The 24,675-nt window shown below is 43.9% G+C and carries 28 protein-coding genes, 1 pseudogene and 1 riboswitch; of the genes and pseudogenes, 23 read left to right on the forward strand and 6 right to left on the reverse strand.

Annotation, left to right across the window (positions count from 1 at the left end):
* Window positions 1-209: 209 nt before the first annotated feature.
* The 11 genes from VN447_RS06705 (at window position 210) to VN447_RS06755 (ending at window position 9,470) form a co-directional block, all read left to right on the forward strand.
* The gene (locus tag VN447_RS06705; RefSeq protein WP_325524107.1) at window positions 210-1,217 is read left to right on the forward strand and encodes a hypothetical protein; all 1,008 of its coding nucleotides are present in this window, start codon (window positions 210-212) and stop codon (window positions 1,215-1,217) included.
* Window positions 1,218-1,261: 44 nt separating this feature from the next.
* Window positions 1,262-2,020: a hypothetical protein gene (locus tag VN447_RS06710; protein ID WP_325524109.1), complete on the forward strand. Its 759-nt coding sequence runs from the start codon at window positions 1,262-1,264 to the stop codon at window positions 2,018-2,020.
* Between the two features lie 430 nt (window positions 2,021-2,450).
* Window positions 2,451-3,281, forward strand: a complete 831-nt coding sequence (locus VN447_RS06715) for a hypothetical protein (protein ID WP_325524111.1) — start codon at window positions 2,451-2,453, stop codon at window positions 3,279-3,281.
* Window positions 3,282-3,291: 10 nt separating this feature from the next.
* Window positions 3,292-3,723 carry a hypothetical protein gene (locus tag VN447_RS06720; protein ID WP_325524113.1) on the forward strand — a complete coding sequence of 144 codons (432 nt, stop codon included), beginning with the start codon at window positions 3,292-3,294 and terminating at the stop codon, window positions 3,721-3,723.
* A 246-nt stretch (window positions 3,724-3,969) separates the two neighbouring features.
* Window positions 3,970-4,467 carry a hypothetical protein gene (locus tag VN447_RS06725; RefSeq protein ID WP_325524115.1) on the forward strand — a complete coding sequence of 166 codons (498 nt, stop codon included), beginning with the start codon at window positions 3,970-3,972 and terminating at the stop codon, window positions 4,465-4,467.
* 135 nt (window positions 4,468-4,602) lie between these two features.
* On the forward strand, window positions 4,603-5,232 hold the full coding sequence (locus VN447_RS06730) for a hypothetical protein (protein ID WP_325524117.1): 630 nt from the start codon (window positions 4,603-4,605) through the stop codon (window positions 5,230-5,232).
* Window positions 5,233-5,610: 378 nt separating this feature from the next.
* The gene (locus tag VN447_RS06735) at window positions 5,611-6,462 is read left to right on the forward strand and encodes a heavy-metal-associated domain-containing protein (protein ID WP_325524119.1); all 852 of its coding nucleotides are present in this window, start codon (window positions 5,611-5,613) and stop codon (window positions 6,460-6,462) included.
* A 258-nt stretch (window positions 6,463-6,720) separates the two neighbouring features.
* Window positions 6,721-6,882 (forward strand): hypothetical protein, encoded by a 162-nt coding sequence (locus VN447_RS06740; RefSeq protein ID WP_325524121.1) that lies wholly within the window; start codon window positions 6,721-6,723, stop codon window positions 6,880-6,882.
* Window positions 6,883-7,015: 133 nt separating this feature from the next.
* Complete coding sequence (locus VN447_RS06745; RefSeq protein WP_325524123.1) at window positions 7,016-7,168, forward strand: hypothetical protein; 153 nt, start codon at window positions 7,016-7,018, stop codon at window positions 7,166-7,168.
* Window positions 7,169-7,332: 164 nt separating this feature from the next.
* On the forward strand, window positions 7,333-8,271 hold the full coding sequence (locus tag VN447_RS06750; RefSeq protein ID WP_325524125.1) for a porin: 939 nt from the start codon (window positions 7,333-7,335) through the stop codon (window positions 8,269-8,271).
* Window positions 8,272-8,404: 133 nt separating this feature from the next.
* A riboswitch (cobalamin riboswitch) is annotated at window positions 8,405-8,585 on the forward strand.
* A 132-nt stretch (window positions 8,586-8,717) separates the two neighbouring features.
* Window positions 8,718-9,470, forward strand: coding sequence for a hypothetical protein (locus tag VN447_RS06755; protein ID WP_325524126.1), 753 nt, complete (start codon window positions 8,718-8,720; stop codon window positions 9,468-9,470).
* Window positions 9,471-9,547: 77 nt separating this feature from the next.
* Here VN447_RS06755 and VN447_RS06760 read toward each other — a convergent pair whose 3' ends face one another.
* On the reverse strand, window positions 9,548-9,829 hold the full coding sequence (locus VN447_RS06760) for a hypothetical protein (protein WP_325524128.1): 282 nt from the start codon (window positions 9,827-9,829) through the stop codon (window positions 9,548-9,550).
* A 994-nt stretch (window positions 9,830-10,823) separates the two neighbouring features.
* Here VN447_RS06760 and VN447_RS06765 point away from each other — a divergent pair.
* The 5 genes and pseudogenes from VN447_RS06765 (at window position 10,824) to VN447_RS06785 (ending at window position 13,354) form a co-directional block, all read left to right on the forward strand.
* Window positions 10,824-10,958 carry a hypothetical protein gene (locus VN447_RS06765; protein ID WP_325524130.1) on the forward strand — a complete coding sequence of 45 codons (135 nt, stop codon included), beginning with the start codon at window positions 10,824-10,826 and terminating at the stop codon, window positions 10,956-10,958.
* A gap of 184 nt (window positions 10,959-11,142) precedes the next feature.
* Window positions 11,143-11,550: a hypothetical protein gene (locus VN447_RS06770; RefSeq protein WP_325524131.1), complete on the forward strand. Its 408-nt coding sequence runs from the start codon at window positions 11,143-11,145 to the stop codon at window positions 11,548-11,550.
* A gap of 164 nt (window positions 11,551-11,714) precedes the next feature.
* On the forward strand, window positions 11,715-12,176 hold the full coding sequence (locus VN447_RS06775) for a DUF6789 family protein (RefSeq protein WP_325524133.1): 462 nt from the start codon (window positions 11,715-11,717) through the stop codon (window positions 12,174-12,176).
* A 230-nt stretch (window positions 12,177-12,406) separates the two neighbouring features.
* Window positions 12,407-12,961: pseudogene (locus VN447_RS06780) on the forward strand (carbon starvation CstA family protein); the annotation flags it as partial.
* A gap of 225 nt (window positions 12,962-13,186) precedes the next feature.
* On the forward strand, window positions 13,187-13,354 hold the full coding sequence (locus tag VN447_RS06785; RefSeq protein ID WP_325524135.1) for a hypothetical protein: 168 nt from the start codon (window positions 13,187-13,189) through the stop codon (window positions 13,352-13,354).
* A 68-nt stretch (window positions 13,355-13,422) separates the two neighbouring features.
* On the opposite strand, the gene VN447_RS06790 is transcribed toward VN447_RS06785, so the two are convergent.
* Window positions 13,423-13,962, reverse strand: a complete 540-nt coding sequence (locus tag VN447_RS06790; RefSeq protein WP_325524137.1) for a hypothetical protein — start codon at window positions 13,960-13,962, stop codon at window positions 13,423-13,425.
* A gap of 392 nt (window positions 13,963-14,354) precedes the next feature.
* On the opposite strand from VN447_RS06790, the gene VN447_RS06795 reads away from it, so the two are divergent.
* Together VN447_RS06795 and VN447_RS06800 are read left to right on the forward strand one after the other, a co-directional pair.
* Complete coding sequence (locus tag VN447_RS06795) at window positions 14,355-15,497, forward strand: S-layer homology domain-containing protein (protein WP_325524139.1); 1,143 nt, start codon at window positions 14,355-14,357, stop codon at window positions 15,495-15,497.
* A 310-nt stretch (window positions 15,498-15,807) separates the two neighbouring features.
* Window positions 15,808-17,028 (forward strand): DUF3084 domain-containing protein, encoded by a 1,221-nt coding sequence (locus VN447_RS06800; RefSeq protein WP_325524141.1) that lies wholly within the window; start codon window positions 15,808-15,810, stop codon window positions 17,026-17,028.
* Window positions 17,029-17,440: 412 nt separating this feature from the next.
* Here the strand turns inward: VN447_RS06800 and VN447_RS06805 are convergent, their stop codons facing one another.
* The 3 genes from VN447_RS06805 to VN447_RS06815 all read right to left on the reverse strand — a co-directional run bounded on the left by VN447_RS06805 (window position 17,441) and on the right by VN447_RS06815 (window position 19,812).
* The gene (locus VN447_RS06805; protein WP_325524143.1) at window positions 17,441-18,514 is read right to left on the reverse strand and encodes a cell wall-binding repeat-containing protein; all 1,074 of its coding nucleotides are present in this window, start codon (window positions 18,512-18,514) and stop codon (window positions 17,441-17,443) included.
* Window positions 18,515-18,698: 184 nt separating this feature from the next.
* Window positions 18,699-18,887: a capping complex subunit for YIEGIA gene (locus VN447_RS06810; RefSeq protein WP_325524145.1), complete on the reverse strand. Its 189-nt coding sequence runs from the start codon at window positions 18,885-18,887 to the stop codon at window positions 18,699-18,701.
* A gap of 7 nt (window positions 18,888-18,894) precedes the next feature.
* Complete coding sequence (locus tag VN447_RS06815) at window positions 18,895-19,812, reverse strand: YIEGIA domain-containing protein (protein ID WP_325524147.1); 918 nt, start codon at window positions 19,810-19,812, stop codon at window positions 18,895-18,897.
* Between the two features lie 117 nt (window positions 19,813-19,929).
* Here VN447_RS06815 and VN447_RS06820 point away from each other — a divergent pair, with 117 nt between their 5' ends.
* The gene (locus tag VN447_RS06820) at window positions 19,930-20,631 is read left to right on the forward strand and encodes a TVP38/TMEM64 family protein (protein ID WP_325524149.1); all 702 of its coding nucleotides are present in this window, start codon (window positions 19,930-19,932) and stop codon (window positions 20,629-20,631) included.
* A 53-nt stretch (window positions 20,632-20,684) separates the two neighbouring features.
* On the opposite strand, the gene VN447_RS06825 is transcribed toward VN447_RS06820, so the two are convergent.
* Complete coding sequence (locus tag VN447_RS06825) at window positions 20,685-21,374, reverse strand: hypothetical protein (protein WP_325524150.1); 690 nt, start codon at window positions 21,372-21,374, stop codon at window positions 20,685-20,687.
* 355 nt (window positions 21,375-21,729) lie between these two features.
* On the opposite strand from VN447_RS06825, the gene VN447_RS06830 reads away from it, so the two are divergent.
* The 4 genes from VN447_RS06830 to VN447_RS06845 all read left to right on the forward strand — a co-directional run bounded on the left by VN447_RS06830 (window position 21,730) and on the right by VN447_RS06845 (window position 24,670).
* The gene (locus tag VN447_RS06830; protein ID WP_325524152.1) at window positions 21,730-21,912 is read left to right on the forward strand and encodes a hypothetical protein; all 183 of its coding nucleotides are present in this window, start codon (window positions 21,730-21,732) and stop codon (window positions 21,910-21,912) included.
* A gap of 365 nt (window positions 21,913-22,277) precedes the next feature.
* Complete coding sequence (locus VN447_RS06835; protein ID WP_325524154.1) at window positions 22,278-22,517, forward strand: SHOCT domain-containing protein; 240 nt, start codon at window positions 22,278-22,280, stop codon at window positions 22,515-22,517.
* 67 nt (window positions 22,518-22,584) lie between these two features.
* Entirely contained in the window at window positions 22,585-23,301 is a 717-nt protein-coding gene (locus VN447_RS06840) for a response regulator transcription factor (protein WP_325524156.1), read from the forward strand.
* Window positions 23,279-24,670 (forward strand): HAMP domain-containing sensor histidine kinase, encoded by a 1,392-nt coding sequence (locus VN447_RS06845; protein ID WP_325524158.1) that lies wholly within the window; start codon window positions 23,279-23,281, stop codon window positions 24,668-24,670. Before VN447_RS06840 ends, VN447_RS06845 begins: the two co-directional genes overlap by 23 nt.
* Window positions 24,671-24,675: the final 5 nt, after the last annotated feature.

Genomic DNA, 24,675 nt, shown 5'->3' on the forward strand with positions numbered 1-24,675 from the left:
TCGATAGTTAATCTTCCGTTCGGGAATTATTCGATTCTTCGGTAGTGGCATGCAAAAACCCCCATCAAATCAGATAATATCTAATTCGACAGGGGAGTCATTTACTCCTGTTAGTTAATTGGTCTGCCGTAGTTTTTTTTGATGTAAAAGAATAACATTGAACGAAAAGAAACATGCTATCATCAGAATCCTGAGTTGGAGATGATGTGATGAGGTTCCTGTTATTTCTAATCATTGTTGTACTCATTGCTGGCGCGGCGCTTTACGGAGCGCAGATGATGGGCATTAATATTCCTTATGTGTCCCAGTTTTTTGCCAATATGGCTCCAGGTGGCGGTACCGCCGGGAACCAGATGGCTGGAATGCCGGGCATGAACGGGCAGCAGATGCCGCCGAGTCCGTTTAATAACCTGGCCAGCCAAAATAAGGATAAGCTTACGCAGGCAACAACCATATTAAACCAGGCTATGGAGCTAATAACCACCGATCCCTATTCCCAAATCACGCTGCCCAGCCGGACCACAACCCCGGCCGGTACCGCAGGCAGTATTAATGTACCTTCGCGAGAGGGAGTTACCATTAATATCAATCCTGGTGAAAAACGGGCAGATTTTCCGTCCAACGCGGGCAACATCGTTTATGACCAGACCAAACTGGAACAGCTTCATAACGGCATTTTTAAATTTTCTCAGGCCATGATGCTGCTTAACGAACTGAACAACGACCTGACTGACCAGAGCGTAATGCCGGAAGCTAGCCCGCCAGCAACGGAAACTTATGTTGGCCGGTATAATCTCACACAGCAGAACCGGGCCAAATTGGTTCAGGCCAACAGGCTGCTGCAGGAAGCCCTTGCCATGGTCAATGTGAATCCCTACGCGCCGTCAGAGGGCTATGTATATAACACCCAAAAAATGCAGCAGCTTCATCAGGGAATTTCCGAGCTGGCTCGCAGCACGCTTATCTTGAGCAGGTTAAGTGACGATTTCAATCAGCAAATGGCTCAAATCGCCTATGAAGCAAGGGCAGTGCGGGCACAAATGTCCTCCGCCTCCATGGCAGGAATGACCGGTACAGCCATGCAGCATGGAGCCATGTCCGGTGGGGATTATTCCTGGGTATTCAAGATAGCGCTTATTGTTATTGTGTTTGGTATGGTACTGGGCGCCTTGGTCCTGATAAGAAAGTTTGCCAGCGACTTTAAAGCTACCCCGTAACATTTACCATAAATAAAAAAATAAAAAAAGAAAGGATGGTTTGTATGGATGATTCTTCCAAAGGTGATCCCAGCTTAAGGGTAGTCCTTATCGTTTTCGCGGGGCTACTGGTGTTTGGTTTCTTATTCGGGTTTAATTTCGGCGGTACCGGGTATGCCGGCCCAGGCAACATTGGCCATAACGGTATGGCAGACGGCTACGGCGGTGGCTACTACGGCGGAGGTGGAGCGTTTTTGGGCGGGATAATCCCCGGGCTTATCGGGTTGCTTATGAACATCCTGATTTTGGTGCTGGTGTTTGCGCTCATTGCCGGCTTAGTCATGGGCGCCCGCAAGTTTATCAACCAACCGGACGGGCTTGTCCAGTCTTCTAAGGACTTTGTCCAGTCTTCTAAAAACTTTGTCCAGTCTTCTAAGACCATGGAATATATCAACCAGGACCCGGTGCTAAAGACTATGGCGATCGTCATTGCCGCCATTTTTGGGTTTTACTTTATCACCGCCCTTTTTCGCAGCCTGGAATTTGGTGGTGGCCTGGGCTATGGGGCTTCTCCCCAGTTTATGCTTTTCGGGCTCATCGGGTTTTTAGTAAAGCTACTCATGATAGCGCTGGTTGTCACACTGACCGTGGCTCTAGTCCAGTATATGCAAACCCAGTTTTTCGACAACCAGCAGGGCGGACAGCAACCTGCCCAGGCTGAAGTCATCAACGGGGAACCGGCGGCTCAGCCTGCCCAATTGTCTACACCGCCTGCTTTTAACCAAAACGGTAACAAACCTGGTGACAAAAACGATAGGAAATAGCAGGGGTACGGACTGTTTACCCTACTAACTACGCTATGATGCGCATGATGCACGCATCCAATATTACCCTGTCCCAATTACTTGTCTGGAAACAGGAAGTAGGATAGGCAATGATGGCTAACATGCATGAACAGAAGGGGTATTTAGGGTGGGTCCATAACCTCACTACCAACATTATCTTTATACTGACTCCGTTTATTTTGTCAGTCACACTTTTTCTCCTGATTGTGTGGCATATGAGGTGAATGTATTGAGCGGTCTCGGATTCTTAGGCTCGGTGTATATGTTTTTCCTGATTGCTTTGCTGGTGGTGGCGCTAGGTGCTGGAGCGAGCTATTTAGCCCATAGCGTTGTTAACATAGTAGGCAAGCCAAGTTCCCAGCCTTCCGGTTCCCATCATTCTACAATATTTAAAGGAGGAAGTATATTTATGGAAAACAATCAGTGGCTCAGATTCTCATTGTATTCGTTGTTGGGTATCCTGATTTTGATGGCTGTTGTCGGACTGCTTACGCCGAATCAGCAGCCCGTTTACGGACAGGGACAAATGATGCAGGGAATGAATGCGGGCTTTTCCAATGGAGCCAAAATGCCCAGTGGTAACGTAGGGTTTAACGGCGGTATGATGGTACCTGTGATGATGGTTCCCATGAACAATATGCCTATGGGAATGCCGTACGGTATGCCGATGGGTAATATGCAAATGGGCCAAATGCCGATGAACACCATGCAAGGTGGAGTGCGCATGGGTATGCCGATGGGCAATATGCAAGGTGGCGGCGGCATGGGTATGCCGATGAACAACATGCAAGGTGGCGGCGGCATGGGTATGCCGATGAGCAATATGCAAGGTGGCGGCGGCATGGGTATGCCAATGAACAACATGGGTAATACGCCAAGTGGCGGCGGCATGGGCATGATGAGCCAAATGCCGATGAACAACATGGGTAATATGCCGAGTGGCGGCGGCATGGGCATGATGAGCCAAATGCCGATGAACAACATGGGTAATATGCCGAGTGGCGGCAGTATGGGCATGATGAGCCAAATGCCGATGAACAACATGGGTAATATGCCAAGTGGCGGCGGCATGGGCATGATGAGCCAAATGCCGATGAACAACATGGGTAATATGCCAAGTGGCGGCGGTGGTACATCCGGCGGTGGCGGTGGTACATCCGGCGGTGGCGGTGGTACGTCCGGCGGCGCTAGCATGTCGTCCGGTGGTGGCTCATCCGGCGGCGGCATGGGCATGATGTAAGGTGCAAGATATGCAGTATAAACATTATGGCGTAATATGTCTACTGGGTGTGGCGCTGATTTTTACCGGCTGTGCCGCGCCAAAGAGCCAGCCTCCGGCCAACCCTCCGGCCCAGCAGCAACAGGCTGGGCAGCAGGCAACCATGGAGGATCCTAAGCCCATCATCGCTCAGATGAACCAGGCTGTTGATGACATTGCCGCAAAATCCCAGGCCAATCAATTACCTCAGGCCAAGCAATCGGCTGGTAACCTGGTAGTACTTAATGACCGTCTGGTTTCCCATTTTTCTGATACTGCGTTCCGGGACAGACTGCGTCAGGCGGTTATGACACTACACGATGAAGTAAGTAAACCTACGCCGGATAAAGCTACAGTGGATAGCCAAGTCCAGACTGTCCGGGGACTGCTTAAGGAAGCGCCAGGTAAGATAATGACAATGTAATATTTAAAACAAGAGGCGGAGCCGAGAGTATGGCCTGCCTCTTGTTCTATATATAACGTGTTAAAAAATTTGCGTTTTGTCATTGCGAATGATAGTGAAGCAACCTTGTTTTTCATCCTTTTTTTGGGATTACTTACTAAGGATAATCACAAAATTGCGAACCATACTAATAACAACATATGAATTGGAGGTGAGAAAACCAAGTAGGGAGTTTATTGAACTCTTACAAGGATGGTGATAAACGGCATGAGTGACAAAAGTGTTGGTGAGCACATTCTACAGATCGTGATGATCGTTATCGGCGGAATAATTATCGGCAGAGTTTTATTGAGATTTGAATTAGGGCTCATTGGTTATCAGGTAAGTAGCGCATCACCCTTAATACTCTTTATTATAAAGGTTTTACTATTGCTAACCCTATTTATTCTTTTTGCCCGGGGGATCTTTATAATAAGAGAGTTATTGATTCAACAACAAACAGATACACAAAAGATAGAGCTGTTAGGTATAGTCAGTTTGGCTATCATAGCAGGAATTTTTTTCGTTTTTTTCGCGATTGAGCGTTTTATCATGATCAAAATGATATGGTTAATGTTTGGCTCTTATTACGGTATGTGGAGTGTAATCGAGTTTCTCAATAAAACTTTTGTAGTAGCGCTAATTGTTTCCGTATTGGTATCTGTGTTTTACTATATTAAAAATCTGGATTGTTCAGAACGTAATACCGAATCGGAAAACCAATAATAGATATTTCTTAACACCCAAATATCCACCCCAAGCTGGTGCTTCACTGCGCTCGCAATGATCAACAGCACTCATCATCACGAGCCAACAGTATGGTGAATCAATTATTAATCATGGATGATCAAGGAGGATAATATGAATAAGTGGTTGAAATATTCGCTTGGTTTTATCGTGGGAGTAATTGTATTGATGGTGATTGTCAATTTTGCCTTTACACCCGATTATATGTCGATGGGTGGCATGGGAACGTCAATGACTGGTATGGGAATGCCAATGACTAGCATGGGAAGTAACATGGGAATGCCAATAACTAGCATGGGAAGTAACATGGGAATGCCAATGACTAGTATGGGAACTAACATGGGAATGCCAATGACTAGCATGAGAACTAGCCTGGGAATGCAAATGACTAGTATGGGAATGCAGATGATTAGTATGGGAATGCAGATGACTAGCATGGGAACTAACATGGGAGTGCCGATGACTGGCATGGGAGTGCCGATGACTGGCATGGGAATGCCGATGACTGGCATGGGGATGCCGATAACTGGCATGGGAATGCCGATGACTGGCATGGGAACGCCGATGACTGGCATGGGAATGCCGATGACTGGCATGGGAACGCCGATGACTGGCATGGGAACGCCGATGACTGGCATGGGAACGCCGATGACTGGCATGGGAATGCCGATGACTGTCATGGGAACGCCGATGACTGGCATGGGAACGCCGATGACTGGCATAGGAATGCCGATGGGTTGGTAATTTAGCTAAGGGAGACCTGGTTCTAGGTTAGGTTTTCTCTTTTTATGATCGATCCTTTTTACATCTACTCGCTGTCTATGAGATAAAGCTATAGTTGATAGCCAAGCTCAGTCTATCCGTGGAATTCTTAAAGAAGTGCCCGGGAGAAGATGATGGCGCATTAAATATCAAAGTAAGAGGCGGCGAGCCAAGAATATTGGTGCCGCCTCTTGGTGCGCATGGCATTGTATTGACGTGCTATTAAACGGTTCGAAATACGAAAGGCGGAAAACCGAGCGATATAGAAGAAAAATAGTTGTTGAATTCCAGTTAACTCATAATTCCAGAAGGAAACAATATAATAATGGTATATAATGGAATAGAAGAGGAGTGCTGGAAATGAGCATGATCCAAAAACGTCTTCCTATAAGTAATATGCAATGCCAGTCCTGTGAGAACCGGATTGAGCGAGCGCTCCAACGGGTTGGAGGAGTTGTTCACGCAAAGGCCAGCTATACAGCAGGACACGTTCTGGTAAGATATGATGCCGAACACTGTACTTCCTCGGTCCTTAACAATGCTATCTCCGGCGCTGGCTACACTGTGGGGGAGATGACTAAGAAAAAAGGAAAATATAAGAATGCCGCCGGGATTTTGGTGGTTTGCGTTTTTATTCTGCTGCTTGGAATTGAAATCATTCCCAACTTTGCCGATGGGACGGCGACTAAGGAGGCAATCAAAGTAGTTGATGACGTGGATAAAGTAGACATATCTAAGGATACCGTATCAGTCCCGCCGGCCAACGCAGATTACGGCAACGGCACACCTGCACATAACAATGAAATGACTCAGGTCCAGGACGCAAAACAGGAGAGCAGCACGGTGCCGAATCCCCGATTAGTGAAAAAAGCGTTCAAACAGAATGACTCCCAACAGGTAGCTATTGAGGGTGTCGGGCATGACTTTCAGCCGCCTGTTGTAGTCGTGGAAAAGCAGGTGGATTCCCGCATTACCATTGACTTGACCAGATTCGATAACCCTGCCGGTCTATGGGAAATTTATAGTTATACTGAAAAAAAGGTTGTTATTATCTTTCAGGCTAAGCCCAGCCTGAATGAGATGAATTTCTTCAGCCCTACGCATGGAACGTTCGGCATTTATAAAGACGGGAATATCATAGGCGTAATTGAGGTGGTCGACGATCTTGCCAAGGCTGACCTTGAAACAATTAGGGATAAATATCTGCGGTAATATTTTTGAATGACATTTCCCCGGCGCTCTTTGCGCCTGGGAATTTTTTTGTTCCTTTAGCTTGGAAACAAGATGATAAGTATTAATCGAGCAACCTTAATGCTGCTTTGGATGCAAAATAACATCAGTTTTTAAATCTTTTTCATGAGTTTTTCACATCGGTTGTGTATAATGAAGACACAGACAACACAAGTTACATCCAAGGTGACAAAACTCTGTGTAGCTTGCTGATTATTCAACGAAAGGAGTGGTATAAATATGGATTGGAACAGTATCTTACCTTATTTGGGGATAGCGTTTGTCCTATTCCTGATGATGCGGGGCGGCGGATGCTGCGGTGGTCACCATTCCCACCGGGGACATGGTGGTGATAAGTCCGGCGGCGATAAGGGGCCGGATAAAAAAGAACAGGAAAATTAACTAGCGACGAAGGATATGCTAGTACAGTTCCCAGTTGCTACCTGCCCATAACTGGGAATTTATTTATTACGATAAATTCAGAAGTTTTTCAACGTATCTTCATAACATCTTTCCGACGATTTTAACAGTGCTAATGTATCCGATCCTAGTAGTCATGTATGTGCGGCTGGCCCGGTTGGAAGAACAGGAATCCCGGGAATATTTCGGCGAAGCGTATGACCGGTATATGGCAGTGACGCCAGGCTTTTTCCCAAGAATGGGCCGTAAAAAAAGAATAAATGATTGATTTGTCTGTTCAGAAGATTAGTCCACAAACCGCGTCTAAGCGCGGTTTTTTCCATGTCTATGGTTAACTTACAGTCTTTCTCTTACAATATTTCACACTCGGCGCTTGACTAAATGAAAATGATTATCATATAATAAAGCCAGATCTACATAAGGAGGATATAAATGAGACTAAAACTTATTGCAATGGTTATCACCGGAATATTTGCAACCAGTGCCATTACTGCCGCAAATGCAAATTCCTTAGCCGAATCCACCGACAATCATGTCTTAACGCCATGGGAATTTACCGGTTCACTTACGCTTCGCGCCACCGACGACAGAGGCGTGGGCAATGACAACGACTACAGGCTTAACCTTACAGCCACCAAGGAACTATTGCCTAACTTGACATTCAAAACTACAGTGACCTCTTTCAGCGAAAAACTTTTCCCCACTAGCAATTCTACTTCCAAAAGTATATACATTGACCAGTACGCGTTAAAGTATGCGTTGCCCGACAATAAATCCACCTTACATATTGGCAAAGACGACCTACTCTACGGTAACGGCCTAATAATGGGTGATAATCTGAAAAATATTACTTTTGCCACGACCGTCGATAACCTTAATATTCAAGTCAGCACATTCAAGAACAAGTATGTCCCCGCCGATTCAGCATCCTCGATAGGTGGTAGTATACAAACTTCGTTCGACAAATGTGCTTTCGGCACTAGTTACATCAAACAAAACGACGATAGCTTTAAAAACTGGGCAATCAACGCCGCCTACCCTGTCGGCAAAGTAACCCTCGCCGCGGAATACACCAAAAATACCGCTGCCGCTACCGCACAAAATGCCTATTATTTAACTGCCACCTATGGCAGTCTTGAAAAGCAGGGTGACTGTCGTTTTTCCGTGGGCTATGTTAGAGCGGAGAGAAATGCCCTTCCCGCCTACGCAAGTCTGGACTTAACCACTGCTGCCGATTATAAAGGAACAACGATGGCTGTTAACTATCAACTCAGTACGAAAAGTGTACTGACTCTCGAACATAACCGCCTTCGGGATATGTCTGATTCTGACGTAAGCCGCACACGGCTGACTCACAATCTCACCTTCTAAATTTGGTTCAACGCCAGCCTTAACCGTAAAGGTGAACCTGTCTTTAATGTGTGGTCACGCCTGAATAGATAAGCCATCTATTCGAGCTATAATTCTTGACTTAACGGTCTTCTTAAACTAGAATTAAGAAGACAATTAAATACTCGGAATAGGTGCCTACGGGCTTAATAGGGAAGATTGGTGTAAAGCCAACACGGTCCCGCCGCTGTAATGGGGAGCAACCTACATTTTGTGTCACTGGAGTAAATTACTCTGGGAAGGCGTAGGAAGCTGTGAACCTGAGTCAGAAGAACTGCCTATTTAATAATCACCATTTGACCTGCGAGCGATAGGGAGGGGATTTTACTGTATGAACAGCTATGTCAATAGTTCATAGTAATCTCTACCGATTTGTGGCGGTAGAGATTTTTTATTTAATTTAACTTAATAAAAGGAGCTAACCCAAAATGAATACAGAAATAATTTCACTAATTGGCGTAGGATTTTCTCTCGGAGTAAGACATGCACTGGATTGGGACCATATCGCGGCAACTACCGATTTTTTGGGAGCAGATAGCAGTGCGAAGAAAGGAGTACGTTTATCACTATATTATGTGTTGGGTCATGCCTCTATTAACCTTTTATTAGGGCTTCTGGCTGTATTTTTAGGTCAATCGTTACCTGAGTGGGTAGACGAAACAATGGAACGAGTTGTCGGGGCCGTTCTTATAGGGTTGGGCCTATGGCTTATTCTTGTTTTAATCCAAAACAGGAATAAGCCAGTGGTTGTTAGTCGAGGAGCTTTACTCGTTACAGGGGCACAAAATCTTTACGCGCTAATCTATTCCAAACTGACTGGAAAACCGGCAGTTCAAAAAACTATCGGCTCAGATATAGGACCAAGAAGTGCCTGCAGTATTGGCGTAATCCATGGAATCGGCGGAGAAACTGCAACTCAGATTTTGTTGTTTACAACAGCAGCAGGTGCCAGTTCTATATCAATAGGCTTCACAGTCGTATTAGCCTTTATTGCTGGTCTTTTTATCTCCCAAGCATTAATGGCTCTCCTGCTTTTTCAGGGCTATGCTAAATCTGTAAAAAATCCCAGAGTATATACGGGTCTGTCACTGGCTACCGCACTTTACAGTATTATCCTCGGGTTTCTTTTCATTTTCGGTGAAAGCGATACAATACCTAGTATTACTTCGTTCTTCAGCTAGGATACGCACTCTGTTAGGAACATTAGTGCCAGAAAATTTATCCGATGACCAAGTCGCTGGATAAGTTTAGTCTCTCTTTATGATAGATCACACTTCAGTTTGAGTTGATCAATTTGCGTTTGTAATTGTTCGATTTGTCGCAGAATATCCTGATTTGTCGGTTGCGTATCTTGCTTTAGGTTCTGGTCTGGTTGTTGGGCTGTTACTTGGGCCGCAATAGTAACCATGATGGTCCCAATGGTGATATACACATTGCCGATAAAATTTACTTCATTCACATCTTTACCTTCGGATAGTGCAATAGCGATTAAGGTCAGCAGCAATGAAAGTTCATTTGGATTGATATTTATACTCGACATATCCTTTCACCTCACAATTATCTCGTTAACAGCCTGTAAGACCCCGTTCTCAAGGTCGGGGTTCAACAGGCTGTAACACTCGAAACCCTTAAGGGAAAGTTCAGCTTCACGAAGTCAAAGATTTCTAGCTTTACTTTTAAGTTCGCTCTAAAGCTGCGGGAGGGGTATAACCCCTTCCGCAGCCAAGGCTTACTTATATTCTATGAAGTTTCATAATGGACAAGAACTGAGTAAATCTGATTTTGATATTCTCTTGAACTAGTAGGTTAAATTTCATAAATACAACTGCCTGGCACCTTTGGCTGCCAGGCAGTTGTATTTAATCCGTCCAAATATAGAATCTATCTCAATGGCAAAAAAAAATCCGGCAACAAAAAATGCCGGATTTTCGCTCCTGTATGATCGCCCAGCCGGTATACAAAATTTACCGGTGAACACCAAACAGAGTCCTAAGGTGGGATAATTAAAGTATACGAAGAAATTGTGAAAAACTAATGAACATCTTGTGAAAATATCATGAATTTTCAATGAAGATATCGGCTATGCCAGCTTATTTCTGCTAGAAGGGCTGTTAAGCTATTAATTAGGTCATGAAGTATTCCTCCTGACATAATGATGTTTTTGGTTATCCGAGTCAGCTGGCAGTGTCCACGTTTCCTGCGCTGCTGACTTAGCCCAGTGATATCATAGGCAAAGATTACTGAAGTGTCAGGCGCAAAGTTATAAGAAAAACCAACGTTTGTTGCTCGTAATACACTCTTACCACCTTGATAATCTACCGCTACCCAGCGTGACTCTTTTGGGGCTTCAGGCCTACATGTCCGTCAACTGCTATTCTCCCAAGGACTTTAAATTGCCTGCTATTATTAATGTTTGAGCATGTGTATACTGGCCTGATATTGCAGAGTATAGGTATTAAATCAATCAAAATGATTATATTAATACTTGGATGAAGTGATATTGTCTGGTATTTAAGAGAAGAGGTGTATCATTTATGGAAGCTAATCCTGCTAACGACATTCAACAGTGCCTGCAGCAATGCCAGCAAACGGCCCAGCAGCTTCGTTCTGTGGCAAATCAGGAAACAAATGATTCATTAAACCAGCTTCAGACCCCTGTTGTGGCATAAGAATTTTCAAGTCCGTTGATTTAGGAGGAAATACTTTATGATGGATATGAGCAATCCGGAAGTACGACAGCTTTTTACCCAGTTGAGAGATGTAAAATACAAAGCCTCTCGCCATTACAGCAGGAGATTCAAACGATGATGGGGGCAGGGACAAGCTCAGTAAATTAGCGAGGAGGTAGCATTAGTGCAAAGAGAGTTGGCTGGATTATTAGGTGGCATAATTGGTGGTGTTATCAAATTGGTGATTGATCAGACAGCATTTGCTAGTAATATTTCCAAAGTAGATACAGTGGCTACATTTTCTCTGTTCGCCCCAGGTTGGTTCACCTACATAATAGCTACTGGCTTAGTTGGATGGCTTGTAGCTAGACTGATATCACAAGAATACGTAGTTTCTTATTTTTCCTCAGGAATTATTTTGGGGGCAATCCTGTGGGGAGTAATGAATGTGTTTTTTATTATCACCGGAGTAGCTACTCCAACGTGGTCAATGGGTATAGGCAGTTTTATAGTGAATCTGGTTTCGCATTTGGTACTTGGGGTAGTAATTGTTTACACTGTTGCGAGAACACAAATAAAAGTTACCGAATAGCCGAGCGAAACTGTTGAAAACACCTAATAATTAGGCCTGAAAATTAGGGTTCATCTGCATAAAGGGAGGGTAGACTAAATATCTCTCCTTACAGTAACAGGGGGGAATATTTATGTAAGGGGCACTCGGATCAGGACTACTTACCGTTTAAAGAGGTGGTAAGCTTGCAAAACAAGTTCGTGAGCGGCTATCTGGCAGGGGTTATCGCTGGAGTAGTAATGGCTGCACTAAATCTAATATCCTTCACACTCGGTATCGCCAAGGTTAGATACCTCGATATAGCAGCAATGGTGGTATGGGGTGATTTTCCGGAATCAACGCGGGAAGAAATCTTCGCCCAAGTATTTCAAATAGCGATTGCGGGGCTGATAGGTATTGCATTTGCGTATTTGCTCCCAAAGTTAGAAAACAGTTATCTTTTACTTAAAGGCTCCACCTATGGTGCGGCAGTCTGGGTTACAATCCACACACTGGGTACACTTTTCCATATATCGATACTGGAAAAATCTACGCCGGAAACAAACTTATCACACCTTGTTACAGCAACGATATTTGGCCTAGTTCTTACCGTGGTCCTCGCTTGGTTAGAGAGCTACAAACACTATAATCCACCCAATCCCCCTTAAGGAAAACGAAGATGAGAGTAGATGCAAAACCTCTCGCAGCGCTTGGTTGGGTAATCGTATGGGCGTAGACATGTTAGCTTCGTATGCATCACTTTTGTCTATGGCAAGCTTTCAGGAATTAAACTCATTGGCGAGGAAGGCAATGTGCCAACAGCGGAAGTTAGAGGATTATTGTCGTTTCGCGTTTTCATCGTTACTAGTTAGCCACCAAAGATAGATGGAGGGTCTAGATGAATGCGCTAACACTAATTATTATAACTCTGCTTGTACTAGTCTTGGCATATCGATACTACGGTTGTTTCATTGCAGCCAAAATCTTGGCGATTGATCCAAACCGCAAAACCCCGGCGCACGAACTCAATGATGGGCGTGATTACATACCTACTAACAAATGGGTGGTATTTGGACATCATTTTGCAGCAATTGCCGGTGCAGGACCTCTAGTTGGGCCTACATTAGCTGCTCAGTATGGTTATGTGCCGGGTTTTCTTTGGCTACTAATCGGCGCCGTGCTTGCAGGCGGAGTTCATGATATGGTGGTGCTTTTTGCGTCAATCCGACACAAGGGATGAGCACTTGCTGAAATTGCTAAGGATGAAGTTGGAGGAACGACTGGTGCGGCTGCCAGTTTTGCGGTTCTCGTTATTATTCTTATGACTATGGCTGGACTCGCAATCGTTATTGTAAATGCGCTTTTTAAGAATGCCTGGGGAACTTTTACGGTAACAGCGACAATCCCAATTGCCATGTTTATCGGTATATACATGCGGTATCTCCGACCGGGTCATCCAAATTATTGAAGACAAACCCCGCTAAATATCGGTCAATCTCGTCCTGCGCATGCCTCTCGTCCACTGCGGTTATTGTCAGATTGAGTTTAAGCGGCGGCAGTCCTTTGTCTCAGCAACTAATAAGGGTAAAGCCAAAAGAATAGCACCCCGGAATTAAGATAGTGAAACAAAAAGCCCCCTGTCGTAGAATGAATGGTACTACGATTAGGGGGTTTTATCATGGCTGAAGTAAAGGGAATGAAAGCGTATCCAATGGTTATAAGACAGGAGTACAGCTATTCTTCGAAGCTGATCAAACGAAAAAACGGATACAGGCCAAGTTCGCCAATCAAGAATGATACCCAGTTAGAAAGCTGGTTCAGGGCCTCCGTAACAGTCCTCCAATGAGTAACTACTTGGGATGATAGATGAAGTGCTTGCAGAATTATTGCCGTCTCGCGTCTTCACCATACTAGTTAGCCGCCATGATGTGCAGCGTGATTATTCATGCCAAGGGAAGTATTTTGCAAAGAAACCTGACTTTGTTCCTTGGATAAAACTTCTTTCCACTCATTTAATACTTTTTCTGAAACCTTCCAAGTAATCGTACTACTGTTACGGAATGACACTTGTAGTGACACATTTTTGGCGTTTTGTAAGCTGGCTATTTGCTCTTGGGTAATTTCGTAGCGACCAAGACTACTGGTTTGCGTTCTGTATCCTGTAGGATTCCGGTATGTAGCAATGAGTTTTAAATCAGAAGCCACTTCATCAGTAACTAGTTGCGCCTTGTCAGCAAACAAATAATCCCTGGAGTCGGTTTTGGTCAGTGTAAGAGTGGGTAAGGTTTTGCCATTTGTGTATCGTACTTCCACCGAATTCCACGGACCGGTATTGGTTACTTGGCTAACGTAGGTAGCAGCACTAGATGGATTCACCTTTGTGATGATGGAAGCGTCAGCGGAAAGCGGCAATAAGAGAAACGTAGAAACTAGAATCCCCGCTATCTTTTTCATTTGGGAACCTCCTTAAGGTGATGTGTTATGAAGTCTCTTCATAGGGTAATTATAACGAAACAACATGAAGTTATAATGAATAACCTGTGAAGAAATTGTGTTTTTTCTGGATTACAACATAACACGCTTCATAAAAATAACAGAATTTATTCATAGGAAATTCATGGGATATTCATAACAACCTGGTATTATGAATACGTTGCCTGGGAAATACCACAGTGCCCTGAGGGTAAATGCCAGTGAAGAAGAGAGTGAAGCTTTCATTAGCATCAAGGGGGGCTAACCCAAGGTGAATGTAAACATGCATTCCGCAAGTCGGAAACAAGTCTAATAGCGTAAAACGTAAGACTTGAGTTTACACACTATTAATCAAATTAATTGGAGGAATACAAATGAAAAAGAAGTTGTTAAAAACTGCTATTTGCACCGCTCTGACGGTGGCTTTCGCTGTACCGGCGTTCGCAAATCCCTTTGCCGATGTTCCCACAAAGCATTGGGCTTACGATGCCGTAAATAAACTGGCTGCAGCCGGTATTGTAAGCGGCTATGGCGATGGCACCTTCAAAGGGGACAAGACGCTTACTCGCTACGAGATGGCACAAATCGTCGCCGCCGCAATGGGTAAAGTTTCTACCGTTGACCAAAAAATTATTGTAGATAAATTAGCAAGTGAATTTGCTACTGAACTTAACAGCCTGGGAGTTAAAGTTGACGGTATCCAAAAACAATTAGATAATCAAATCAAATTCAGTGGCGAAGCGCGAGTTCAGTACGATAATGCCACCGAAGATACCTCATATCGTTTCCGTCTCGGCGCAACTGGCAAGATTAATGATGACACCAAATTGAATGCCCGTTTAACTACAACTGATTCGAATGGAATCGATAAGACTTCTATTGATAATTTTGGTTCTCCTAGCATTGACCGGTTCAATGTAGAAACCAAACTGGGGGCTGTTGACGCCGTTTTAGGTAAACAAGACCTAAAACTTGGTAAAGGTCTTCTGTATAACTCCTATGAAGTCGATGGCGCTGCGATTACTGGTGCCAAGGCAAAGTTAGGTGGACTGACGTTAGCCTATGATAATAGCGGCGACACTAGAGTTCAGGCAGCAGAATATCAGAACCGACTCTTAGGAACCAACTTGGCTGCTGATTACCTCAAAATAGATAACGCAGGTACGGCAAACGAATATGCTGCCTTGAGTACAGATGTAAACGTGTTCGGTAAAAAAGTAGGAGCAGAATATGTGCGTAATGTCTCGCAAAAAGCTAATGCCTACCGTGTAGGTACAGATATTTTGGGTGCGCGGGTAAGTTATATTAACTTTGATGCCAATGCCCTACCTGAACAATCAGGCTTTAACTTTGCCGGCACCACTTCTACCGGTTTTGGCAGCAGTAACCAAAAAGACAAAGGATTCCAAGTTACCTATGACCGGAATTTGGCGAAAAATGTAAATCTTGAACTTGACTATAAGAATCTGGACGTAGCCGGCGACCAAACCAAAGCTACTGTGAACGTTAAATTCTAAAAAGTAAAGAGGCTCCGGCAAAAACCGGAGCCTCTTTATTAATAAAGAGAGACTTAGCTTCGGGTGGGGTTTTAACCCCATCTGAAGTTTAGTCGACCTTATCCAGGGACTTAGCCGCTCGCCTGTGCCCTTTGGGTATAACTCCCACTTTTAGAAGATGGGAGTCTTAGAGCGGGTTAGTCATCGGATAAAGGTTTTTAACGTCAGTATTAAACGATGGGACAAAATGGGTTATTCTTAGCGGGTAACAAGAATCCCTTTTTCCTCGTAGTGTTTGGTGCTGCAATCATTATTGAGGGAGGGGATTTCTATGTTTGGTCTGGTACTTATCGCTATACTGGGTGTCATGGGCGGCGCCATCGCTTATATTGGTGACAAGATTGGTACTAAGGTGGGAAAAAAGAAACTGTCTTTGTTTGGACTGCGGCCCAAATACACCTCGATTATCGTGGCTGTAACAACCGGGATTCTTATTACCGCATCCACCCTTATCATCCTAACCATTGTGTCCCATGATGTCCGGACAGCCTTGTTTGGTATGGAGAAAATACGCGGCGAATTGACGGCGCTTTCCTCGGAAGTAACCCAAAAGAACCAACAACTTGAGGTTAATCAGCTCCTGTTACAGGAAAAAGAGCAGGAATACAGCAATCTTGTAAATAAAATTAATGCCGTAACAATCCAGCTTTCCCGATCAAAAACCGAGTTGGCTAGCGCCCTTGAGGAGCATGCGCAAACAATGATAGCACTCAATAAAGGTCAGGTGGACTTAGCGCAAGCTAAGTCGGATATCGTGGCACTTGAAGCAACGAAAGGGAAGCTGGATACGCGCATTGCCGATTTGAGCAGGGTACGTGACACGCTAAAAAGTGATGTTGACCGGCTATCTAAAACAACAGCCCAACTAAGCTCTGGGATTAACTACCTGCGAGCAGAAACTGTGCTCTATAGAGCTAATGAAGTGTTATCTACGGCGGTTATAGATACCTCTGCCGAACAAGTGCAAAACGAATTGTTGCGTGTTATTTCTGAGACCAATCGGAAAGTTCTGCAGCGAATTGGAAAACAGGGTACAGAGGCCGAAATGTTATGGATTAGTCAAGCCGACTTTCAGAATGCAACCAAGGCTTTACAACAGTATAACGGCAGTATGGTTGTACGGATTGTAGCCCATGAGAATACAGTATGGAATGAAGCAGTCATTGCGTATCTGGAAGTGTATCCTAATAAACAAATCTTCGCTAAAGGCGAAACAATTACCAGAACAACGATTAATGTACAAGAAAATAGAGGCAGTATTGAGCCGGCTGTATTACAGTTCTTACAGCAAGTGAACAGTATTGCTGTGACGAAAGGCGTATTGCCTGATCCGCTGCAAGGTACGGTAGGCTCAATAAGTGGTACTGAACTATTCAAGGTGGTAAATCAGATTGAAAAGAAGGGGGGTATTGTGCAGTTAAGCGCGGTTGCGCTTGCAGATACTTCTGTGGCTGGCCCATTAGAAATCAAGATTACTATGGAACATCCATAAAAAAAATAATTACATAGGCTGCAATATTAACTATCCTGGTGGTTGTTTATACGTGTGCTAGTTGTCTCGCTCCCTGTAGGCGAGTAGCTTCAATTTTAACCCAATTAAAATATAGACAGTTCCTAGCAACCATAATGTTGTTGAATGATTCATGGCTGTCGCTCCTCACCCGTTTTTCCCAGTATATGCTGCTTAGTTCGAAAAATTGCCACATGAACGACTTTGCCATGTTCTATGACACAATGACAAATAATCTAATCAAGAAACTCGAGGTTGGAGATAATACTACTGATGTATGAAAAATATCCTGTAAGGAAAATTCCCTACAGGATATTTTTTGCTATCATCTCAACAAAGTTTTGTACTATATAATTTTTAGCTCTTCGATGGAGCTATTTCCTCTCGACCAGTATCAGAATTCATTTGCCTGTTTTTCTGGCTGTTCGTCAATTTTAAGCGCTTCCTCGACATCTGCTTGCGTAGTAAGGCGAATTATCGTTGGAGTACCCAGGATAAACCCGTGCATGAACGGCGGCATGGGGGGCATACGTAAAGGCGGTTTAAGGTATTGCAGGTAATTCAGTACTACCGGGGGAGCGCCATCAGCTTCGACAAGCAGGAGCGGGGTATGTTTTCCCTGATGGGACAGGGCCGAGGCGGCGAGAATTAAGTCCCAGCGGGTAAGGTTGCCGAACGTAAAGGCATCGCCTAACCCTTTACGATTTCGGTTCCAGCCGAGTTTAGTTGCTGGGTCGTAGTAGGTTGAAAACTCAACCGATGTTTCAAAGGGGTCCTCGCCGGCAATGCGCCGGACAGGTGGTTCTACGATAGAACTGATTTCCCGGGCGACGTTATCGGACACAGAATGTCTGCCGCCGATAATATAAACGTTTTTATCAGCCATATCCTGCAAGGCTATAGCTGTTGCCCGGGGGAGCCGGTCCCTATGAGTAAATAGTATTGGCACCCCGGAATGTGTCGCATAATAGGTTGCCAATATGCCTTCATAGGGGTTATCGGCAGACACGATAAATAAGCTCACCGGGCCTGCGGGTGATTCGGGTGTTAGTTGTACTCTTAATTTCGCCACTTTAACGGCAGTGGCAAAGACGCTTTTACCGGTGATGTGAAGCACGTCATATCCCATACTCTCGATCTCGCGAATGACTTGAGCGGCAAAAGGGCCAACTGCTATGATTGGCGGGACAGAGTCAGTACCTGGAGGGGCAAGACGTTCTATTTCTTCGCGGGTAAGTGAAGCAAGCTCGTCAACTGGCGTAAACAATAAGTTGCCCATAATGGGGTCATGCACCAAACTAGTCGCAGCAAAGGCGTAAGGAAAATGATCATCTGGTACCAGTATTAACACTTTAGGGCTCTTCTTCATATCAGGCTTAGGCCACTGCATGCGTGATACGGTAACCGACAAGTCAACTGCCGTATCGTAAGGAATGCGCGTTGTGTCCACTGTATTTAAGGGAAACATCCTGAAACTCACCTCGTCCTGATGTATTCGATAGATGGTATGTTTCTGTATATATTTTATGCAAGAGGCATAGTAGTTGCTTTACTATTCACTCATAAAATAAGCAAAGGAGTCTCGGCAGACTCCTTTGTAGATTCTCAATTATAAAGAAAGATTTGTAGCAATTAGTATCTCCAGAAGGCAACTATCCTACCAGGATAAAGATGCCGTTACTTAATTTAACTACATCGGCCTTAAGCGCTTTGGCGATATCCTGCATGAGTGTATATTGTTCTTCCTCGGTACTCGCTTCAATCATGAAGGCTCCGCCCGAGCCTGGCACTTTGTGGTGGGGAAGGGTGATGGCAGCAACAATAGTAGTATTTTGCTTCATTATACTTTTAATCTCCCAAGATAGTTGATTTCATTACCGAATGGCTTTTCTTTACCGACTCTAATAAAGGTGTGTGACATACTACATTTATCAGCTTTTCTGCATCCCGTAGCAGTGGTACAAGAACAATGACTGTTTTGCCACTTTCATAATCTTTCCGGGTGTAGTGATACCTTTTTACTCCAACACTACGAGTAGCTTCAAATAACATGGCCTTGCGCTGGCCGAAGTTATCCAATGTTACTCGATAGTGCTCTTCGGTTGGTTCAATTACTACGGCTAAACCTTCTGTCTGTACCATTTTTTGTGCGTTCTTTGTGCCAAGGGTGTTGCTGACAAAAACATCGTCAACATATAATTCAGACCCTCTAACTTCGATCACCCCGAGTTTAACTGAAGCAATGTCACCTACTGTCTTACCCTGCGAAAAGCGGCTTAGGCCAACAAACACCAAATAGCCGACGATGATGGCAATGGCGATTTGGAAAAGGATAGCTAGACCCATATACCGTATAAACTCGATAGTCGCAGCGGTACTTAGCGCCACAATAAGTGAAAAATAGTTTCTTGATTCAAAGGTCTTGGCAATGCCATCAATATACGCTTCTCCACGGGGTGTGAATTCGGTACATTCCAGGTCTTTCAGGCTTTCCCGTTCTGTTTTCCGGATATCGCGAAAATGCTGGATAGCAAGTGCTAGAAAGGTTACTGCTGTATAATTATTGCTTTTTATTGCCGGTATGGCCACAGCTCCGATTGCGGCAGCGATAAAGGCAATCACAAGGTGAATAAGGTAGCCGTTAGGGTGAGAGGGGTATTGTCGGTAGTCAACTTTCAGGGTGAGATAACGGGCCAGCGTGCCCATCGCCGTTGCAATGAGAATTAAGATAAGATCATCAGGTGAAATGGCACCTTTGCCATCCATGTTTTAGCCTCCATATTGTTTTTTCATTAGAATTTCATATTTCCTTCACGAGAAGCGCACAATGTCTTGGTATAGTATTCATAGTACCTGATATCAACCGTTGAAGGAGATGTAACAATGATGAATAAAATAAATAGCGAAGTAGTAGTTAAACTTGCCGCCGTCGTGGTGCTGGCGGTCATGATTATTGGCGCTTACCTGGTTAAACCTGATTTGTTTGCAACTATCTGGTATTTGGCAACAAGCGGCGATATAAATGGCACGATTGAGTTTCTCCGTTCTTTCGGGGCGTGGGCCATTGTCATTAGTATTGTTATTGATATACTCATAAATATGGTAGGTTTTTTGCCTTCCATTTTCATATCTACTGCCAATGGCATAGTATTTGGCCTAGGAGCAGGTATTGTGATTTCCTGGTTTGCCGAGACCGTTGGCGTTATTATAAGTTTTGTTTTAATGCGAACCGTGTTGCGCAGCTCGGCGGAGGAACTAATCAAAAAGAGCAATATGCTGCAGAAAATCGATGAGTTTAGCGGTGCCAGCGGCTTCAAGATGATGCTCTTTGCCCGGACGTTACCCTATTTTCCCTCAGGAATTATTACCGCCTTAGGCGCAGTGAGCCGTATATCACTAAAGGATTATATTATGGCTAACTTCCTTGGCAAATTCCCCTCAACCGCGTTAGAAGTGATAGTAGGCTATGATGTTGTAAACTATCAGGAAAATCTGTTGCGGCTTACCCTGGTTGTTCTCGGGGTAACTTTTATCTACGGCCTGTTATGGTGGTATAACAAACGTAAACTAGCAAAGGGTCACTAACTAAACGGCAGACATGAGGCGGGAATGGTTGCCGTTCTGGCAACAACTTGCGTTTAGTTTACCGGAGTAATGATAGCAAGTTTGTGGTATTTGTTTAGCCGTCCCCATTGATGAATGCCTAAGTCATGGTCAAAATCAATCAGCCGAATATGCCAACGGCCATTATCAAATACATGCAGGCTTTTTGGCCGGTAATATACAAGGGTTATCGTTTTAGCGTGCGCCAGTTTAGCGATATGTGATTCAAAATCATAGAACTTTTCGCGAGAAAATGGGTTATAGAGATAAAAGATGGTTCCATCCTGGGGGAGATTCTTGATAGCATCACCAGGCAAGATGGTAACATTAGCCCAAGCGCCGAACTGCTCAGCCGTTTCCTGCGCCACAACTGGGTCAAGTTCAAGGCCATATATTTTATTGGTATAACCCTGACTGAGCCAGTAGTTGATGACTCTCCCTTTACCGCAGCCGACATCAACCAATACATCGTGTGGCGTGATCGTTACTTGGCTAAAAATGATCGACATGGCCGAGTATTTGGTATGATACACATCATTTGCACCAAGGTGCTTATAGGCGGTAGGGAGATGTCCTGTCAGCAGCCGACGGCTGTATTTGAGGTCGAGTATAGCGTCTTTGATTGTTGTTTTTATTTCATCCCAACCAGTATAGCCGAGATACTTAATGGTTTTTCCCAGTCCTTCGGCTTGTATTCTGCGTGCTAATCGGTCAAGTATGTTCATAGGCTGCACTCCCAGTTGTAAGGTCAAATCGGTATTGGTTATATAATAGCCTGTAGCCTATAATTTATGTAAGGGATAGTGCAATCTAAAAGAGTTTTCTTGAACGGACAATCAGGCCGTACTTGATCAGTGTGGTCTGAACCCTGGAAATTAATATATAAATACCATTTTATTCATAAATAATTCACATTCTTTTGTTATACTGGAGCCAAAACCATCATATCGGGAGGTGAATAGAATGAATATAATTATCGAGCCTGATGCCCGCAATTATATAATGAAAAACAGTAAGGATAAGGCCATCACTGTTAAAATTGCCAAACGTCCCGGCAGTGTCTGAAAGGGCGGCTGCGAGGTGCAGCTCCCGTCCGTGCGACTGGGAATTGATCAAGGAAAGGTTCAAAGCTATCCCAAGGTTATAGTAGATGGTATAGACGTGTACTACCTTGACAGTGTGGCAACAAGCTTTAAAACTGTTAGAGTAAAAATAGAAAAGCTGTTGTTTTTTAAAAAAATGATTGCCGTCAGTGAAAAATAGGGGTATACGGAAAGCGACATTGGTTTATTGTCATGCAGCAGGTTAGACATGTTCTACCTGCTTTTTTAAAAAACATTTACTGATAATGATTATCGCTATTATTAACAAAATGCGTGAGAGTAATACAGGCGCAAAAGAGCACCATATGATGAATATTTATAAAGTGAAACTTGCCTCATCGGAAGTTTTAACGCCCTCTGAGGCTTAGTTAACTAATACAGGAGCTTAGCGCCACTAATCCCGCCGCTTAAAAAGCGGGGGGATTAGTGGCGCTAAGTATTCGGATAAATTTTCATCATATATTTTTCACATTTATAAATTATATTAAGTGTAGAAGTTTACAGTAGAGAGGTAGGGGAGTACAGATGGGTTGTGATTTTGGAGGAACAGTAGGTTGGTTTGGAATAGGCCTTGGCCTAATTACTGATATTGCTTTTATCGCTTTAGTCATATTTGGGGTTGTTTGGGCGCTCAAGCATTTGTCACGACATGGTGAAGGCTTCAGTAGCAATAAGCCGACTGCCCTTGAATTATTAAAACAAAGATATGCTAAAGGTGAACTTTCCCGCGAAGAATATCAACGCATGAAAACGGAATTGGTATAATTTGACCAGGCTGCCATGGGTATTTGATCCACTGGCAGTCCTACCTATCCTTTTATTCGGAGGAAGTATGATTCAGAAAACGATCCTCATTGTCGATGATGAGCAGAATATGCGTGATTTGCTTAAAATTTACCTCCAAAGACAGGGATGGGCTGTTATTGAGGCAAGTAGTGGCCTGGAGGCTCTGGATATTATAAGTAGGGAAACCATTCATCTCGTCATCTTGGATATTATGATGCCTGAGCTCAATGGCTGGCAAGTATGCGAAAGAATTCGAGAAACTAGTAATATCCCCATTTTGTTATTGACGGCGAGAAACACCACAAAGGATAAAATTCATGGGTTAAATCTTGGGGCTGACGATTATCTGACCAAACCTTTCGAAATGGAGGAACTTGTAGCGCGAGTGCAGGCAATTTTGCGGAGAGCTTCTGCGCAGAGTATGGTAACGAGCGAGAAAATTTCTGTCGATGAAATTACAATAGATCTCGCGTCTAAGCAGGTAAAAGTCAATGACAATATTGTTCATTTGAGTCATAAAGAATTTGAACTGCTGCTTTTGTTGGCAAGCAATCCTTATAAACTATTTAGCAGGGAAGTCTTACTAGATCGCATTTGGAGCATTGACTTCTACGGCGATTTTCGGACAATCGATCAGCACGTAAAAAATATCCGGTATAAATTTAAAAAAGGCGGATGCTCCTTTAATCCCATTAAAACGGTTTGGGGCTTTGGATACCAACTGCAAAGGAATTGTAACCATGAAGAACAGCATCGTAGTTAAGCTTGGGCTATCGATCGTTTTCTTGTTCCTGGTCGTGCTTTTCCCCATAGGTTATGTTATGAATACCTTTTTAACGAATTTTTACCATCAACAAGTAGTAGACCATCTGAATGCAGAAACCAGTAAGATCATCAGCATTATCGAAACCAGTCCTGCTCAAGAGGTAAAGAACAATGTCGCTGTTGCCTTAAAAATGATTGACTATAACGTTATGATCTACGATTCTGCACGGGAATTATTCGCTATCTCTAATTTTGCAGGGAATGTTGCTGGAATCCTGCAGGAGCAAGACTGGGCGTTGTTACGTTCCGGTGAGCCAGTGCTCAAGGAGTGGAGTAGCGCGGATAAACACTACCTTCTCATTGCGAGGCCCTTTTCAGGTAGAGAAACCTTTTTCGGTGCAGTTTTAATAATCGCACCAACGGATGAAGTCCATAGCACATTGAATTATATCAGATCCATACTTCTCCTGGCGGGATTGGGAGCCATACTGATGATTTTTGGATTTACCAATATGCTAGTCCCTAAATTGTCCTATCCGTTATTAGCCATGGAAAAGGCAATGCGGGAAATTGCAAAGGGCAATTTACATATTAAATTGAACGAAAAGTCCCATGATGAGTTAGGTACTCTGGCGAGGGCCATAAACGACTTGGTTGCTGACTTGAAGAGACTGCAAAATAGTCGCAGGGAATTTTTTGCCAATATTGCGCATGAACTTCGGACGCCCCTAACATATATTGAAGGATATGTAAAATTACTCGATGAAGCAGGCGGATCGGAAGAACAGAGAGGACAAGCGATACAGATCATCGTTGATGAAACGCAAAGGTTAAAAGGTTTGGTAGATGATCTGTTTGAATTAGCCCAAATCGAAGAAGGCAAGGTCGCACTGACTTTGGAATGGGTGGACCTGTCCGAGATTATTGAGACATCGATCGAAAAAGTAAAATTGTACGCGATGCATAAGGGAATCACAATCAGTGTAGCTGAAGATGATGTTCCCATCCTCCTGCTGGATGGAAATCGTATGCAACAAGTTTTCATTAACCTGCTTGACAATGCTATCCGGTATACAAACGAGGGCTTGATAATAATCAGATTAAATAGTACCCCTGAATGTATTGTTATAGAAATAAAAGATACAGGCATCGGCATTCCCGCAGAGGAACTTCCTTTCATATTCGAACGGTTCCATCGTGTAGAGAAATCACGTTCCAGAAATTACGGGGGGACGGGACTTGGTTTGGCAATTGTTAAAAAGCTAGTCGAAATTCAAGGTGGGGCGATTGAAGTAGCAAGCCAATTAGGTGCAGGTACAACTTTCACGATAAAATTTCCTAAACCCGCTGAAGAGACAGTGCCATGAGACTT

Origin of the sequence: Sporomusa sp. (assembly GCF_035561155.1) — a bacterium.
Lineage (GTDB): Bacteria > Bacillota > Negativicutes > Sporomusales > Sporomusaceae > Sporomusa.